14 protein-coding genes are annotated in these 16404 nt (G+C 67.6%); 7 read left to right on the top strand and 7 right to left on the bottom strand.

Going from position 1 to position 16404, the window contains the following annotated elements:
- Positions 1-9: 9 nt before the first annotated feature.
- A complete protein-coding gene (dnaB, locus tag ACFVX4_RS06465; protein WP_266425630.1) occupies positions 10-1470 on the bottom strand; it encodes a replicative DNA helicase in 1461 nt (486 codons plus the stop codon).
- Positions 1471-1946: 476 nt separating this feature from the next.
- On the opposite strand from dnaB, the gene ACFVX4_RS06460 reads away from it, so the two are divergent.
- Entirely contained in the window at positions 1947-3284 is a 1338-nt protein-coding gene (locus tag ACFVX4_RS06460; RefSeq protein WP_389972522.1) for an MATE family efflux transporter, read from the top strand.
- A 173-nt stretch (positions 3285-3457) separates the two neighbouring features.
- On the opposite strand, the gene rplI is transcribed toward ACFVX4_RS06460, so the two are convergent.
- The 4 genes from rplI to rpsF all read right to left on the bottom strand — a co-directional run bounded on the left by rplI (position 3458) and on the right by rpsF (position 5173).
- Positions 3458-3904, bottom strand: a complete 447-nt coding sequence (rplI, locus tag ACFVX4_RS06455; RefSeq protein ID WP_072487612.1) for a 50S ribosomal protein L9 — start codon at positions 3902-3904, stop codon at positions 3458-3460.
- 18 nt (positions 3905-3922) lie between these two features.
- Positions 3923-4159, bottom strand: coding sequence for a 30S ribosomal protein S18 (gene rpsR / locus ACFVX4_RS06450; protein ID WP_003967857.1), 237 nt, complete (start codon positions 4157-4159; stop codon positions 3923-3925).
- Between the two features lie 43 nt (positions 4160-4202).
- Positions 4203-4808: a single-stranded DNA-binding protein gene (locus tag ACFVX4_RS06445; RefSeq protein ID WP_344512583.1), complete on the bottom strand. Its 606-nt coding sequence runs from the start codon at positions 4806-4808 to the stop codon at positions 4203-4205.
- Between the two features lie 74 nt (positions 4809-4882).
- A complete protein-coding gene (gene rpsF, locus ACFVX4_RS06440; RefSeq protein WP_266416788.1) occupies positions 4883-5173 on the bottom strand; it encodes a 30S ribosomal protein S6 in 291 nt (96 codons plus the stop codon).
- A 277-nt stretch (positions 5174-5450) separates the two neighbouring features.
- On the opposite strand from rpsF, the gene ACFVX4_RS06435 reads away from it, so the two are divergent.
- The 3 genes from ACFVX4_RS06435 (at position 5451) to ACFVX4_RS06425 (ending at position 8268) form a co-directional block, all read left to right on the top strand.
- Positions 5451-5765, top strand: coding sequence for a hypothetical protein (locus ACFVX4_RS06435; protein WP_365464192.1), 315 nt, complete (start codon positions 5451-5453; stop codon positions 5763-5765).
- Between the two features lie 235 nt (positions 5766-6000).
- Positions 6001-7119 (top strand): peptidoglycan bridge formation glycyltransferase FemA/FemB family protein, encoded by a 1119-nt coding sequence (locus ACFVX4_RS06430; protein ID WP_266416792.1) that lies wholly within the window; start codon positions 6001-6003, stop codon positions 7117-7119.
- Positions 7120-7236: 117 nt separating this feature from the next.
- A complete protein-coding gene (locus ACFVX4_RS06425; protein ID WP_124719891.1) occupies positions 7237-8268 on the top strand; it encodes an alanine racemase in 1032 nt (343 codons plus the stop codon).
- 48 nt (positions 8269-8316) lie between these two features.
- Here ACFVX4_RS06425 and ACFVX4_RS06420 read toward each other — a convergent pair whose 3' ends face one another.
- Complete coding sequence (locus ACFVX4_RS06420; RefSeq protein WP_389972519.1) at positions 8317-9816, bottom strand: glycosyltransferase family 87 protein; 1500 nt, start codon at positions 9814-9816, stop codon at positions 8317-8319.
- A gap of 101 nt (positions 9817-9917) precedes the next feature.
- The gene (locus ACFVX4_RS06415; RefSeq protein WP_389972517.1) at positions 9918-12620 is read right to left on the bottom strand and encodes a transglycosylase domain-containing protein; all 2703 of its coding nucleotides are present in this window, start codon (positions 12618-12620) and stop codon (positions 9918-9920) included.
- Between the two features lie 389 nt (positions 12621-13009).
- Here ACFVX4_RS06415 and ACFVX4_RS06410 point away from each other — a divergent pair, with 389 nt between their 5' ends.
- The 3 genes from ACFVX4_RS06410 to ACFVX4_RS06400 all read left to right on the top strand — a co-directional run bounded on the left by ACFVX4_RS06410 (position 13010) and on the right by ACFVX4_RS06400 (position 16255).
- Positions 13010-13717 carry a PadR family transcriptional regulator gene (locus tag ACFVX4_RS06410; protein WP_266416801.1) on the top strand — a complete coding sequence of 236 codons (708 nt, stop codon included), beginning with the start codon at positions 13010-13012 and terminating at the stop codon, positions 13715-13717.
- A gap of 62 nt (positions 13718-13779) precedes the next feature.
- Entirely contained in the window at positions 13780-14862 is a 1083-nt protein-coding gene (locus ACFVX4_RS06405; protein WP_389972515.1) for an inositol-3-phosphate synthase, read from the top strand.
- A gap of 124 nt (positions 14863-14986) precedes the next feature.
- A complete protein-coding gene (locus ACFVX4_RS06400; RefSeq protein ID WP_389972513.1) occupies positions 14987-16255 on the top strand; it encodes an MFS transporter in 1269 nt (422 codons plus the stop codon).
- The last annotated feature ends 149 nt before the right edge of the window (positions 16256-16404 follow it).

The following is a 16404-nucleotide window of genomic DNA, read 5'->3' as shown; positions in this document are numbered from 1 at the left end:
CAGGTGCCGTCAGGTCTGAGCCATGTCCACGAAGCGCGAGTAGTGGCCCTGGAAGGCCACCGTGATCGTCGCCGTCGGACCGTTACGGTGCTTGGCCACGATCAGGTCGGCCTCACCGGCGCGGGGGGACTCCTTCTCGTACGCGTCCTCGCGGTGCAGCAGGATCACCATGTCGGCGTCCTGCTCGATGGATCCGGATTCACGCAGGTCGGAGACCATCGGCTTCTTGTCCGTGCGCTGCTCGGGACCACGGTTCAGCTGGGAGAGCGCGATGACCGGGAGCTGAAGCTCCTTCGCCAGCAGCTTGAGGTTTCGGGACATGTCCGAAACCTCCTGCTGACGGCTCTCGGCACGCTTCGAGCCGCCGGACTGCATCAGCTGCAGATAGTCGATGACCACGAGCTTGAGGTCGTTGCGCTGCTTGAGACGACGGCACTTCGCCCGGATCTCCATCATGGAGAGGTTCGGGGAGTCGTCGATATAGAGCGGGGCGGCCGAGACATCCGGCATGCGGCGGGCCAGTCGCGTCCAGTCCTCGTCGGTCATGGTGCCGGAGCGCATGTGGTGCAGCGCCACCCGTGCCTCGGCGGAGAGCAGACGCATCGCGATCTCGTTACGCCCCATTTCGAGGGAGAAGATCACGCTGGGCAGGTTGCTCTTGATCGAACAGGCCCGTGCGAAGTCGAGGGCCAGCGTGGACTTACCCATGGCGGGACGGGCGGCGATGACGACCATCTGGCCCGGGTGCAGGCCGTTCGTCAGAGCGTCGAGGTCGGTAAAGCCGGTCGGCACCCCGGTCATCTCGCCGCTGCGCGAACCGATCGCCTCGATCTCGTCGAGCGCGCCCTCCATGATGTCGCCGAGCGGGAGGTAGTCCTCGCTGGTGCGCTGCTCGGTGACGGCGTAGATCTCGGCCTGCGCGGAGTTCACGATGTCGTCGACATCGCCGTCGGCCGCGTATCCCATCTGCGTGATCTTCGTACCGGCTTCGACGAGCCGCCTCAGGACCGCCCGCTCGTGGACGATCTCCGCGTAGTACGAAGCGTTGGCCGCGGTCGGCACGGACTGGACGAGGGTGTGCAGATACGGCGCCCCGCCCACCTTGGTGATCTCACCGCGCTTGACCAGCTCGGCAGCCACCGTGATCGGGTCGGCCGGCTCGCCCTTGGCGTAGAGGTCGAGGATCGCCTGGTAGACGGTCTCGTGCGCGGGACGGTAGAAGTCGTGGCCCTTGATGATCTCCACGACATCGGCGATGGCGTCCTTGGACAGGAGCATGCCGCCGAGGACCGACTGCTCGGCATCGAGGTCCTGGGGCGGCACCCGCTCGAAACCAGGAGAGCCGCCCTCCCATCCGCCGCTTTCCCTGCCGCGATCGTGCTGCTCGCCGCGGTCCCGGCCTTCACCGCGGCGCTGCCGGGAAACAGGCAGACGGTCGCTGGGACCAGTCTCGGCCCAGGGGTCGTCCAAAGGCTCGGGAATGCTCACCGGGCCACCTCCTCCCGTCCGCTCCGCGGACCTCGCCATGCCACTCTTTCTTACGGCACAGCACCGACAAACAAGACGCCCGACTCCGGTTCCGGCGCGTCGAGTTCTGCTGGTTCCAAGACGGGAACGGGGTGCGGGCGCCGGTCCACGGTAGGCCGCTCGGCACCGTCAGCCAATCTGGTTATCCACAGGGCATGTGGACGACCGACCAGATGCTGTGGAGAACTCTGCAGAACCTGTGCACGGAGCGGGGGACAGCACTGTGGACAAACTCATAGCACCTGCGCCATCAGCGCGCTGACCTGGGCTTTCCCCATCCACGGGCTGTGGGGGAGAAAAACTTTCCGAGTCAGCACAAGATCACGACAAACGGCACACGGGAGAACGCCGACCCTCAGCAAATGTAAGGACTACTAGAGCATTGCATCTATTACCTGTGGAAGATTAGATTGACCCCCATGATCCAGGCCCCGGCACCCCCGCCGCCCAGTCGTCGACGGCACGACCGCGAGATCATCTCGCTCGCCGTCCCTGCCTTCGGCGCGCTCGTCGCCGAGCCGCTCTTCGTGATGGTCGACAGTGCGATCGTCGGCCATCTCGGCACCCCGCAGCTGGCCGGCCTGGCCGTCGCCGCGGCTCTGCTGACCACCGCCGTCAGCGTCTTCGTCTTCCTCGCCTACGCCACCACCGCGGCGGTGGCACGCCGGGTCGGGGCGGGCGATCTGGCCTCCGCGATCCGACAGGGCATGGACGGCATCTGGCTGGCACTCCTGCTGGGCATCGCCGTCATCGCCGTCGCTCTTCCCGCGGCCCCCTGGCTGGTGGACATCTTCGGAGCCTCCGACACGGCAGCCCCCTACGCGACCACGTATCTGAGGATCTCCAGCCTCGGCATCCCGGCCATGCTCGTGGTGATGGCCGCGACCGGAGTTCTCCGTGGCCTGCAGGACACCAGGACACCGCTGTACGTCGCCGTCGGAGGCTTCGCGGCCAACGGAGCCCTCAACGCAGGACTGGTCTACGGCGCCGGTCTCGGTATCGCCGGATCGGCCTGGGGCACCGTGATCGCGCAGATCTCGATGGCCGTCGCCTACCTGATCGTGGTGGTACGGGGGGCGCGACGGCACGGCGCCTCGTTGCGTCCCGATGCCGCGGGCATCAGGGCCAGCGCCCAGGCAGGCGTTCCGCTGCTGGTCCGTACGCTGTCGCTCCGTGCCGTCCTGATGATCGCCACAGCCGTCGCCGCCCGCCTCGGCGACACCGAGATCGCCGCGCACCAGATTATCCTCTCCCTCTGGAGCCTGATGGCCTTCGCCCTCGACGCCATCGCCATCGCCGGTCAGGCGATCATCGGCCGCTATCTGGGAGCCGATGACGCCAAGGGCGCACGCGAGGCATGCCGCCGCATGGTGCAGTGGGGCATCGTTTCCGGGGTGGTGTTCGGGGCGCTGATCGTGCTTGCCCGCCCACTGTTCGTGCCCTTGTTCACCAGCGACCGGACCGTGCAGGACACTCTGCTCCCGGCGCTGCTGGTGGTGGCGCTGTCCCAGCCGATCGCCGGCGTGGTCTTCGTCCTGGACGGAGTGCTGATGGGAGCCGGAGACGGGCGGTACCTGGCGTGGGCCATGCTCGTCACTCTTGCGGTCTTCGCCCCGGTCGCTCTGCTGGTGCCGGTGATCGGTGGCGGCCTGACGACACTGTGGTGGGCGATGGCCCTGATGATGACCGTCCGCATGGTGACGCTCTGGCTGCGCACCCGCTCCGGCAAGTGGATCGTCACCGGTGCCACCCGTTGAGCCACCGGCCGTGGTCCGTTCGCCGGGCCACCGGCCGTGGTCCCGTTTCACGTGAAACAGTGAAACCGTGAAACGGGGCCACGGGAAGCCGGACCAGGACGGCGGAGCCCGAAACGCTGAAGGGCCGCACCCCGTGGGGTGCGGCCCTTCAGCTGCTCAGGTGAGCTGTGCCCTTAGGCAGCAACGACCTCGATGCCGAGGTTCGCAGCGACCTCGGGGTGCAGACGCACGGACACCTGGTGTCCGCCGAGCGTCTTGATCGGCGAGCCGAGCTCGACGCGACGCTTGTCGACGTCGGGGCCACCGGCGGCCTTGATCGCCGAGGCGATGTCGGCCGGGGTCACGGAGCCGAAGAGACGGCCGGCGTCGCCGGAGCGAACAGCCAGACGGACCTTCACGGCCTCGAGCTTGGTCTTGATCTCGTTGGCCTGCTCGATCGTGGCGATCTCGTGGATCTTGCGGGCGCGGCGGATCTGCGCCACGTCCTTCTCGCCACCCTTGGTCCAGCGGATGGCAAAGCCACGCGGAACCAGGTAGTTACGGGCGTACCCGTCCTTGACGTCGACGACGTCGCCCGCAGCACCGAGGCCGGAGACCTCGTGGGTGAGGATGATCTTCATGATTCGGTCACCCTTCCCTTATCGCGCGGTGGACGTGTAGGGCAGCAGCGCCATCTCACGGCTGTTCTTGACTGCCGTGGCGACGTCACGCTGGTGCTGCGTGCAGTTGCCGGTCACGCGGCGGGCACGGATCTTGCCACGGTCGGAAATGAACTTCCGCAGCATGTTCGTGTCCTTGTAGTCCACGTACTGGGTCTTGTCCTTGCAGAACGCGCAGACCTTCTTCTTAGGCTTGCGCACAGGCGGCTTCGCCATGGTGTTTCTCCTGTGTGATCAAGAAGTGGGGGTACGAGCTGCCCTAGAAGGGAGGCTCGTCCGAGTAGCCGCCGCCGGAGCCGCCGGAGCTTCCGCCCCAGCCGCCTCCGCCGCCTTGCTGGCCCCCGCCCTGCTGACCGCCGGACGGCGCGCTCGTGGCCCACGGGTCGTCGGCGGGAGCGCCGCCACCACCCTGCTGGCCACCGCCACCGGGACCGCCGCCCCAGTTACCGCCGCCCTGCTGGCCACCGCCGTATCCACCCTGGCCGCCCTGACCACCGCGACCGGTGGTCTTGGTGACCTTGGCCGTGGCGTTCTTCAGGCTGGGGCCGACTTCCTCGACATCCAGCTCGTAGACCGTGCGCTTGACGCCCTCGCGGTCTTCGTACGACCGCTGCTTCAGCCGGCCCTGCACGACGACGCGCATGCCTCGCTGGAGCGACTCGGCGACGTTCTCCGCCGCCTGCCGCCAGACCGAGCAGGTCAGGAACAGGCCTTCGCCGTCCTTCCACTCATTGGTCTGCCGGTCGAAGATGCGGGGAGTGGACGCGACACGGAACTTCGCGACCGCCGCACCGGACGGGGTGAAGCGCAGCTCGGGGTCGTCGACGAGATTGCCGACGACCGTGATGACGGTCTCGCCTGCCATGGATGAACCTCTCGGCGGGGATTGCTTCTGGCTGCTTGCTGCTACTCGAACCCGATGACCACTGAGCTAGATGCTCAGTGGGACTCGGGACGGAGGACCTTGGTCCGGAGGACCGACTCGTTCAGGTTCATCTGGCGGTCGAGCTCCTTGACGATCGCAGGCTCGGCCTGCAGATCGATGACCGAGTAGATGCCCTCGGGCTTCTTCTTGATCTCGTAAGCGAGACGACGACGGCCCCAGGTGTCGACCTTCTCAACCTTTCCGTTGCCCTCACGGACGACGGAGAGGAAGTTCTCGATCAGCGGGGAGACAGCGCGCTCCTCGAGATCGGGGTCGAGGATGACCATCACCTCGTAGTGACGCATGTGGAACCCACCTCCTTTGGACTCAGCGGCCACGGTCGTTCCGTGGCAGGAGGGTCGTGATGCGTAAGCAACAGTGTCTCCGAGTAAAACAGCCGCCACTGACAACGCCCTCCATCGAGAAGGGGCTGATGTGCTGGCCTGGGCAGACACCGGTGCAGACCATACAGAGTACCCGCACACCGGCTTCCGGTTGAAATCCGGTGCTCAGGAGACGCAATCTGGACACATCGGGTGTGACCGGCGCCACGGCGCGCCCCTTTCGGCCAGGAGGTACTCCATGGCACAGGCAATACGACCCCGTCCCCCCGTTTCCCTTCTCGCCACGGACGGCAAGACCCACCCGCTCCAGGAGACCCTGGTCGCGGTGACGCTGATCCTCGGCGTGCTGGCCTTCGTGACGGCGATGTTCCACAACCTGCATCTGATCAGCTCGTGGGCCGGACTCATCGGGATCCTCACGGGTGCGTACGGGCAGTACATCTCGGTGACCACGCGCGAACGGTTCCCGCTGATCATCGGCATGGGCGCAGCCGCCATCGGCTTCTTCCTGGGCATGGCCCACGGCGGCCTCTTCGGCGGCGTGGTGGGCTGACGCACGGCAGACAGCAGGTGATCCACGACCGGCACACAGCAAACGGACGGCGCGAGGAACCACACAGGGGCCTCGCGCCGTTCCCCGTACAAGGACCCGGCCACCCGGGTCGCCACGGCGGCGGAGCCGCAAGGTCCCATAGGGCCAGACGGCCCGCTCGTCGGTCACAGTAGGCTTCGGCGCGAGAGCCGGAGCCCCTGACCGATGGGGACACACCTGCCGAGGAGCGCCCCGCATGAGCCTGACCCTGAGGACCATCAGCCGAGAGCAGCATCTGGCATACATCCAGAGCCTGCCCGCGGCGAGTCACATGCAGGTCCCGGCATGGGCGGACGTGAAGGCGGAGTGGCGCTCGGAGAGCCTCGGCTGGTTCGACAAGAACGGACAGCTCGTCGGCGCCGGCCTGGTGCTCTACCGGCAGTTGCCCAAGATCAAGCGGTACCTCGCCTATCTGCCCGAGGGCCCGGTCATCAACTGGTACGCCCCGAACCTGGACGACTGGCTGCGGCCGATGCTGGCGCATCTCAAGCAACAGGGCGCCTTCTCCGTGAAGATGGGCCCGCCGGTCATCATCCGTCGCTGGGACGCGGCCGCCATCAAGTCGGGCATCCAGGACCCGGAAGTGAAGCGTCTGCGCGACGTCGAGGCCACCCACATCGAGCCGCGTGCCTTCGAAGTGGCGGACCGGCTGCGGAAGATGGGCTGGCAGCAGGGCGAGGACGGCGGCGCCGGATTCGGTGACGTACAGCCCCGCTACGTCTACCAGGTGCCGCTGGCGAACCGGTCGCTCGAAGACGTCCACAAGGGCTTCAACCAGCTGTGGCGACGCAACATCAAGAAGGCCGAGAAGGCCGGCGTCGAGGTCGTCCAGGGCAGTTACGCCGAGCTCGACGAGTGGCAGCGGCTGTACGAGATCACGGCGGAGCGCGACCACTTCCGGCCGCGTCCGCTGGGCTACTTCCAGCGCATGTGGACGGCCCTCAACAACGAGGACCCCAACCGGATGCGGCTCTACTTCGCCCGGCACGAGGGCGAGAACGTCGCGGCCGCGACCATGCTGATCGTCGGCGGGCACGTCTGGTACTCCTACGGCGCGTCCGCGAACCACAAGCGCGAGGTCCGGCCCTCGAACGCGATGCAGTGGCGGATGCTGCGCGACGCGTACGCCATGGGGGCCACCGTCTACGACCTGCGCGGCATCTCCGACTCGCTGGACGAGACCGACCACCTCTTCGGTCTGATCCAGTTCAAGGTCGGCACCGGCGGGCAGGCGGCCGAGTACGTCGGGGAGTGGGACTTCCCGCTCAACAAGCTGCTGCACAAGGCGCTCGACATCTACATGTCGCGCCGCTGATACGCGTAGTCCGATACGCACCGCCCCGCTGACGAAACCGGCTTCATTGGTTTCAATGGGGACTTCGGCTCCACACACCTCCCACACAGCAGCCACCAGAAGGGTTCCGGACCGGCCATGGCGCTCTCCCTGTACGTCGACACCGCGCGCTGGCGGGCGCACCAGAAATCCGTCCTCGACCAGTTCCCCGGCCTCGTCCCGGTCTGCAAGGGCAACGGCTACGGCTTCGGCCACGAGCGGCTGGCCGACGAGGCCATCCGCTTCGGCTCCGACATGCTCGCCGTCGGAACCACCTACGAGGCGGCCCGCATCAAGGACTGGTTCAGCGGCGACCTCCTGGTCCTCACCCCGTTCCGCCGGGGCGAGGAGCCCGTGCCGCTGCCCGACCGCGTCATCCGCTCCGTGTCCTCCGTGGACGGCGTGCACGCCCTGGTGGGCGCACGGGTCGTCATCGAGTGCATGAGCTCGATGAAGCGCCACGGCGTCAAGGAGGAGGAGCTAGGGCAGCTGCACGCCGCCATCGAGGACGTACGGCTCGAAGGCTTCGCCCTGCACCTGCCGCTGGACCGCACGGACGGCTCGGACGCGGTCGAGGAGGTCATCGGCTGGATGGACCGGCTGCGCGCGGCCCGGCTGCCGCTGCACACCATGTTCGTCAGCCATCTGCGCGCCGAGGAGCTGGGCCGACTCCAGCAGCAGTTCCCGCAGACCCGTTTCCGCGCCCGCATCGGCACCCGCCTGTGGCTCGGTGACCACGAGGCGACGGAGTACCGGGGCGCCGTCCTGGACGTCACGCGCGTGGCCAAGGGCGACCGCTTCGGCTACCGCCAGCAGAAGGCCGCCTCGGACGGCTGGCTGGTGGTCGTCGCCGGCGGTACGTCGCACGGCGTGGGCCTGGAGGCCCCGAAGGCCCTGCACGGTGTGATGCCGCGCGCCAAGGGGGTCGCCCGCGCGGGCCTGGCCACCGTCAACCGCAACCTGTCGCCGTTCGTCTGGGCGGGCAAGCAGCGCTGGTTCGCCGAGCCGCCGCACATGCAGGTGTCGATCCTGTTCGTCCCGTCGGACGCCCAGGAGCCGAAGGTCGGCGACGAGCTGGTGGCCCATCTGCGCCACACGACCACCCAGTTCGACCGCCTCGTCGACCGTTAGGTCCCCTCCGGCGGGTCGGGGTCTCTCCGGACGGGAGAGACCCCGGCCTCAGTCGGCGACCGGTCCGCGCGCCGCGCCCCATTCCACCCGCGGCCCTTCCACCGCGGGGTGGGCATGCTGCGACGGATGCGCCGCCCGCCCCAGCACGAACACGTCCGGGGCCCCGTCGAGCACCCCGCCGGACGGATCGTCCGACCCGTCGCGCCGTACGACGTCCCGCTCCGGCATGAGGATGTCCCGTACGACCACGGCGCAGAGGTACAGCGTGCCCAGCAGATGCAGGGCGATCGCCAGCTGATACCCCTCCGTGGGCAGCCCCTGGTGCTTGTCCCCGCTCGTCGTGTACGCGAGGTACATCCAGATCCCCAGGAAGTACATGACCTCGCACGCCTGCCAGATCAGGAAGTCGCGCCAGCGCGGCCTGGCCAGGGCGGCCAGGGGGATCAGCCACAGCACGTACTGCGGCGAGTAGACCTTGTTGACGAGGATGAACGCCGCGACGACGAGCAGGGCGAGCTGCGCGAAGCGCGGCCTGCGCGGCACCATCAGGGTGAGCGCGCCGATGCCCGCGCACAGCAGGACCGTCGTCAGGGTCGAGACGGTGTTGACGGTCGACACCTCGATGCTCTCGCCGGTGCGCTGGGTGATGATCAGCCAGAAGGAGCCGAAGTCGATGCCCCGTTCCTCGCTGAATGTGTAGAACTTCTTCCAGCCCTCGGGTGCGAAGGCCATCACCGGCAGATTCACCACCAGCCAGGACACCACGGCCCCGAGCGTCGCCATGCCGAACTCCCGCCATTTGCCCGCCCGCCAGCACAGGACGAACACCGGCCCCAGCAGGAACACGGGGTAGAGCTTGGCGGCCGTGGCGAGCCCGATGAGGATGCCGAACGCCAGTGCCCGCCCCCGGGACCACATGAGCATCGCCGCGGCCGTCAGCGCGACGGCCAGCAGGTCCCAGTTGATCGTCGCGGTGAGCGCGAAGGCCGGCGCGAGGGCGACCAGCAGTCCGTCCCAGGGGCGGCGCCGGTGCGTACGGGCGACGCAGACGGCGATGATCACGGCGCAGATCATCAGCATGCCCGCGTTGACCATCCAGTACATCTGCTCGCGGTGCTGAATGGACCCGCCCGGCGTCAGCCAGGAGGCGACCTGCATGAACACCCCCGTCAGGACGGGGTACTCCAGGTACTGCATGTCACCGGGCAGCCGGTCGAAGTACGGCACGAGACCGTCGGAGAAGCCACGTGCGGCGAAGAGATGCGGAATGTCCGAGTAACAGGCGTGCGTGTACTGCGAACCCGCGCCCCTGAACCACGCCCAGTTGTAGCAGGGCAGCTTCTGCACCATGCCCAGCGCGAACATCCCGAGGGCCACCAGTGCGACGACCGCCACGGGTGTGAGCGCCGTGCTGCCGAGCCGTGTCCAGCGTCCCGACCGCCCGCCGATCAGCTCGCTGCCGGCCGCGGCGACCTCGTCCTGGTGCGTGGGCCGCACGACGGACCGTCCCTGGTGCTGGTGCACACTCGTGTCTTCTGCGCTTGGCATGCGCTCATCCTGCCGTACGGGGTTGTGGAAACGACGAGGGCCGCCGCACCGTGTGGTGCGGCGGCCCTCATGACCGGTCGGCCCACCGGGCCGTGCGGACGCTATCCGGCCGGCCCGCCGATAAATCCGCCGTTGCTGTTCGCGCCGTTGCCGTTTCCGCCGTTCGCGTTGCCGCCGTTCGCGTTCCCTCCGGTCGGTGGCTCGGGGGTCGTCGGCGGAGTGCTGCCACCACCGGTGTCTCCGCCGTTCGCGCCGGTGCTGGTCCCGCCGTTGTTGTGCTGGCAGTCCCAGTCCCACGTACCGCAGGTCTCGCTGGGGTCGGGCGGCGACGGGGTGGTGCTCGTCGAGGGCGACTCGGTCACCGACTTGGACGGCGCCGGCGTCGTCGGCGCGGTGGGCGTCGGCCTGGGGCTCTGCGCACCGCCGCCGTAGACCGTGTCACCGATCGGCCCGGGCTCCGGGAACGTGACGGCCGGCTTCCCCTTCAGCGCACCCAGCATGTAGTCGTGCCAGATCTGGGCCGGGAACGACGCACCGTGGATCGTCTTCTCGCCACCCGTGCCGTACATCTTTTCGAACTTGCGGTTCTTGTTCGTCGCATCGTCGTCGAGCCGGTACATGCTGATGGCCGTGGACAACTGCGGGGTGTAGCCGACGAACCAGGCCGACTTGTTGTCGTCCGTCGTACCCGTCTTGCCCGCCACGTCCCGGCCGGGGAGCTGAGCGGGGGTACCGGTTCCCTTCTCGACGACGTTCTTCAGGACATCGGTGACGTTGTCGGCGATCGCGGAATCGAAGGCACGCTTGCGGGCGTCCTTGTGCCGGTAGATCGTCTCGCCGCCCTTCTTCACCTCGGAGACCGAGTAGGGCTCGCGCTGCTGACCGCTGGCGGCGAAGGTCGCGTACGCGCCGGCCATGCGGATCGCGCTGGGCGAGGACGTACCGATGGAGAACGACGGCACATGCGAATCCGCCATCTGTTCGTCGTCCTTGAGCCCCGCGGCCATGGCGATGTCCTTCACCTTGTCGGTGCCGACGTCCATGCCGAGCTGTACGTACGGGGAGTTGGCGGACCACTGCATCGCCTCGCGAAGGGTGATGTTGCCCTTCGACTCACCGCCGTCGTTGGCCTGCAGCCACTCCTTGCCGTTCTCGTCGGTCCAGATCTCGCCGTTGTACTTCTTGATCTTCAGTTTGTTGTCGGCGTTGTAGATGCTGAGCGGCGAGACCTTGGTGCGCTCCGACGGTTCCTGGTCCTCCCCGAGCGCGGGGTTCCGCTTGCCGTACTCCATCGCCGCCGCCAGTACGAACGGCTTGAAGGTCGAACCGACCTGCGCACCGGTGGGGTTGGCGTTGTTGGTGAAGTGCTTGGTCGCGTCCTGACCGCCGTAGATCGCCACGATGGCCCCGGTCTTGGGGTCCACCGATCCGCCGCCGAACTGGACGTGGGTGTCCGTCTCGGGGCGCCGCTTCGGCTCGATCTTGCTGTCGTAGACCTTCTTGACCGCGGCGTTGAGCTCGTTGACCTTCTTCTTGTTGAAGGTGGTGCGGATCTGGTAGCCGCCCCGGGTCAGCATCTCCGCCGTGACGCCCTGGGTGTTGTTGCTGAGGAAGTACTGCCTGGCGAGTTCGACCAGGTAACCGGTCTGACCGCTCAGCTGGGCGTTCTTCTTCGGCGGGAGGGGCGTCGGGAACTCGGTGTACTTGTCGCGCTCCGCTTTCGCGAGGCGCCCGTCCTTCACCTCTTCGTCGAGGATCCACTTCCATCGCTTGATGGCCCGCTCGGTGTTCAGCTCCGGCTTCGCCTGCTTGGGGTCGACATCGGTAGCACCCGCCGGGTCGTAGTAGGACGCGCCCTTGAGCAGCGTGGCCAGGAACGCGCACTGGCTCGGATTCAGATCGACGGCGTCCTTGCCGTAGTACGTACGGGCCGCCGCCTGGAGCCCCGAAGCACCTCGCCCGTAGTACGAGACGTTGAGGTAGCCCGCGATGATGTCGTTCTTCTCCATGTCATTGCTGACCTTGAGCGTGATGAAGAGTTCCTGGAACTTCCGGCTCAGGGTCTGCTCCTGGGACAGACGCGAGTTCTTCACGTACTGCTGGGTGATCGTCGAACCACCCTGCGTCTCGCCTCCGGTCGCCATGTTGAACAGGGCTCGGGCGATACCCATGGGGTCGATGCCCCGGTCGTGCTCGAAGGACTTGTTCTCGGCCGAGATGACGGCGTTCCGCATCGCCTCGGGGATCTGCTCGAAGCTGATGATCTGGCGGTTGACCGCACCGCCCGTGGCGACCATCTGCGAGCCGTCGTCCCAGAGGTAGACGTTGTTCTGCGCCTCCGCGGCATCCTTCACCGTGGGCTTGCCGACCATCGCGTACGCGATGCCGGCGATACCCATGAGCAGGCCGAGGAAGCCGATGCAGAGGCCGGAGACCAGCTTCCACGACGGCACCCAGCGCCGTACTCCGTACTTCCCGGCCCGCGGGTAGTCGATGAAGCGCTTCTTCGCGGGGCGCTTGCCTGCGCGGCCACGCCCCCTGCCGGGCCCCTCCTGACCGCCGTCGTCACCACCACCGCGGCGACGTCCACCGCCACCGCGGCCCGCGCCACCGCGCTGGGCGGCTCGTCTGGCCTCGGCACGTCCGCCGTACGGACTGTCCCCACCATGCGAACCGGAAGGTGACTCAGAAGTTACTCCGCGTGACGGAGCGGCGCGGCGTCCTGAGGACTGCTGGGCGGCTCGTCTGGCCGCTGCGCGCCCACCACCTTGCGGTTGCGGCGTTTTGCGACGGTGCTCGCTCATCGAACGACTACTCCTCGGGCAGGCGAGAGCGCCTGGAAGCGGCAGTTGAGATCCGGTCCCCCCGAATTACGGACAAGCCTTGCGACAGGCTCGTCCGCCATGCGTCCGGCTGGCCCGCGAAGACTGACGCGCGTGGGCGTCGCACGGTTCCCGGTGGTCTGCATGCCGCACAGACTACGCACGGTCAAAACCCTCCTAGGGCCGAACTTCACCCCAAACAACGCAAGTCGGTGCCTACGAATTCGCGATGTGACGCCGTTCACGATGGCCCCCCTTGTCGCATCGCGACGACCGATCTATCGTCGTGATGTATCGAGTCGATACATCAGCTCGGTACATCAGCCCGGCACAGGGCCCCGTAGGAGCACTCGGAGAAGGAGGAGGCGAAGTTGAGCAGACGCTCCGGCATCCTCGAATTCGCTGTTCTCGGCCTGCTCCGCGAGTCCCCGATGCACGGCTACGAGCTGCGCAAACGCCTCAACACCTCGTTGGGGATCTTCCGTGCCTTCAGCTACGGCACCCTCTATCCCTGCCTCAAGACGCTGGTCGCCAACGGCTGGTTGATCGAGGAGCCGGGGGCCGCCCCTGCCGACCTTCCGCCCACCACCGGCCGTGCGGTCGCCCCCGCCTCCTCACTGGCCGGGCGCCGCGCCAAGATCGTCTACCGGCTGACAGCGGAAGGTAAGGAGCACTTCGAGGAGCTGCTCTCGCACACCGGCCCCGACTCCTGGGAGGACGAGCACTTCGCAGCCCGCTTCGCCTTCTTCGGGCAGACGGAGCACGAGGTGCGGATGCGCGTGCTGGAAGGCCGGCGCAGCCGGCTGGAGGAGCGGCTGGAGAAGATGCGGGCCTCTCTGGCCCGCACCCGCGAGCGCCTCGACGACTACACACTTGAGCTGCAGCGACACGGCATGGAGTCCGTGGAGCGCGAAGTGCGCTGGCTGAACGAGCTCATCGAGAGCGAGCGGTCGGGACGGGATCAGCGACGATCCTCGCCCGGGAGCGAAGCTCAGCAGAACACAGCAGGAGAGACGGGCGGCCTGCCCCGGCGCAGGGGTGACACCCCGCCGGATCCGTCCGACGACACCGCAAAGTGAGGTCCCCGCAGATCCGCGGGGCCTTCATCGGGAACATCCAAAACACACAGGGAGCAACCGGAATGGGTTCGGTTCGCGTAGCCATCGTCGGCGTGGGCAACTGCGCCGCCTCGCTGGTCCAGGGCGTCGAGTACTACAAGGACGCCGATCCGGCCGGCAGGGTGCCCGGTCTGATGCACGTCCAGTTCGGCGAGTACCACGTGCGGGACGTCGAGTTCGTCGCCGCCTTCGACGTCGACGCGAAGAAGGTCGGTCTCGACCTCGCGGACGCCATCGGTGCCAGCGAGAACAACACCATCAAGCTCTGCGACGTCCCGAACGCCGGCGTCACCGTGCAGCGCGGCCACACCCACGACGGTCTCGGCAAGTACTACCGCCAGACCATCGAGGAGTCGGCCGAGGCCCCGGTCGACATCGTCCAGGTCCTGAAGGACCGCAAGGTCGACGTTCTCGTCTGCTACCTGCCGGTCGGCTCCGAGGTCGCTGCGAAGTTCTACGCGCAGTGCGCCATCGACGCCAAGGTCGCGTTCGTCAACGCTCTCCCGGTCTTCATCGCCGGCACCAAGGAGTGGGCGGACAAGTTCACCGAGGCCGGTGTCCCGATCGTCGGCGACGACATCAAGTCGCAGGTCGGCGCCACCATCACGCACCGCGTGATGGCGAAGCTCTTCGAGGACCGGGGCGTCATCCTGGACCGCACGATGCAGCTGAACGTCGGCGGCAACATGGACTTCAAGAACATGCTCGAGCGTGAGCGCCTGGAGTCCAAGAAGATCTCCAAGACGCAGGCCGTCACCTCCCAGATCCGTGACCGCGAGCTCGGTGCGGACAACGTCCACATCGGCCCGTCGGACTACGTGGCCTGGCTGGACGACCGCAAGTGGGCGTACGTGCGTCTTGAGGGCCGCGCCTTCGGTGACGTTCCGCTGAACCTGGAGTACAAGCTCGAAGTCTGGGACTCCCCGAACTCCGCCGGTGTCATCATCGACGCCGTCCGCGCCGCGAAGATCGCCAAGGACCGCGGCATCGGTGGCCCGATCCTCTCCGCTTCCTCGTACTTCATGAAGTCCCCGCCGGTCCAGTACTTCGACGACGAGGCCCGCGAGAACGTCGAGAAGTTCATCAGGGGCGAGGTCTCCAACTGACGCAGCCGGACACGGTGCGTCCACGCGGCCGAGCACTGAGCGGCAACGCTCCTTCCTCCCCGCGCTGTTGAGGGTCCCCGGGCAATCTGCCCGGGGACCCTCAACGTATGTGACTCTTGATCGCATGGCCGTCGTGGGTGATCTGCGCATTCTTCTGCGCCTTCGGAACTTCCGTCGTCTGCTGGCCGTACGACTCCTCTCCCAGTCGGCCGACGGTGTCTTCCAGGTGGCGTTGGCGGCTCACGTCGTCTTCTCGCCGGAGAAACAGGCTTCGGCAGGTGCCATCGCCTCCGCGATGGCGGTGCTGCTGCTGCCCTACTCGCTCATCGGCCCCTTTGCCGGCGTTCTGCTGGACCGCTGGCCGCGCCGCCAGGTCTTTCTGTACGGAAACCTGCTGCGTGCCGCGCTCGCCTCCTGCACGGCACTCCTCATCCTCGGTTCCGTACCCGACTGGCTCTTCTACGCCTCGGCGCTGTGTGTCACCGCGGTCAACCGCTTCGTCCTGGCCGGCCTCTCGGCCGCGCTGCCGCGTGTCGTCGACAACGACCGGCTGGTGCTGGCCAATTCGCTCTCGCCGACCGCCGGGACGCTCGCGGCCACGGCGGGCGGCGGTCTCGCCTTCGCCGTACGACTGCTGCTCGCGGACTCCGATGCCGCGGTGGTACTGCTGGGCGCGACGCTCTATCTCGCTTCGGCGCTGGCCTCCCTGACCCTTCCCACCGGACTCCTCGGGCCGGATCCGGACGGACACCGGATCGGGCTGAGGGAGGTCCTGGCCGCCACCGCGCGGGGGCTGGCCGACGGGTTGCGCCATCTGGCGGAGCGGAAGCAGGCCACCCGGGTGCTGGCCGCCATGACCGTGATGCGCTTCTGCTACGGAGCGCTGACCGTGATGGTGCTGATGCTGTGCCGGTACGCCTGGACCGACAGCGAATCCGAAGGCCTGGCTCTTCTCGGACTGGCCGTGGGGGTCTCCGGTGCGGGGTTCTTCGCGGCGGCCGTGCTGACGCCCTGGGCAGCGGGACGGCTCGGCCGGTTCCGCTGGATGGCGGTGTGCGCGGCGGGGGCCGCCGTCCTCGAACCCGCACTGGGGCTGTGGTTCGTCCCCGTACCGATGCTGGTGGCGGCGTTCGTTCTCGGGCTGGTCACCCAGGGGGCGAAGATCGCGACGGACACGGTGGTGCAGACGTCGGTGGAGGATTCCTTCCGCGGCCGGGTCTTCTCCCTCTACGACGTGCTGTTCAACGTTGCTTTCGTGGGAGCCGCCGCAGTCTCCGCACTGATGCTGCCTCCTGACGGGCGATCGACCGTGGTGGTGATCGGAGTGGCGGTTCTCTACGCGGTCGTCGCCGTTCTGCTGTTCCGATGGGACCGCATCGGAGAGGCTCGCTAGCGCCGAGGCTCGGCAAAGCGAGGGGCGCTGTTTCACGTGAAACAGCGCCCCTCGTCAGTTCGGAGTGCGGCAGGGGGGAGGGGCCCCGTTTTCCCCTGAAAGCAAGAACCCTTCCCCCCCCCCCAACACGGCCCCGGACCCCCCCACCC

It is taken from the genome of Streptomyces sp. NPDC058240, from assembly GCF_042882135.1.
Lineage (GTDB): Bacteria > Actinomycetota > Actinomycetes > Streptomycetales > Streptomycetaceae > Streptomyces.
Note: the sequence above shows the minus strand (reverse complement) of the source record. Positions and strands in the feature narration are given on the sequence as shown.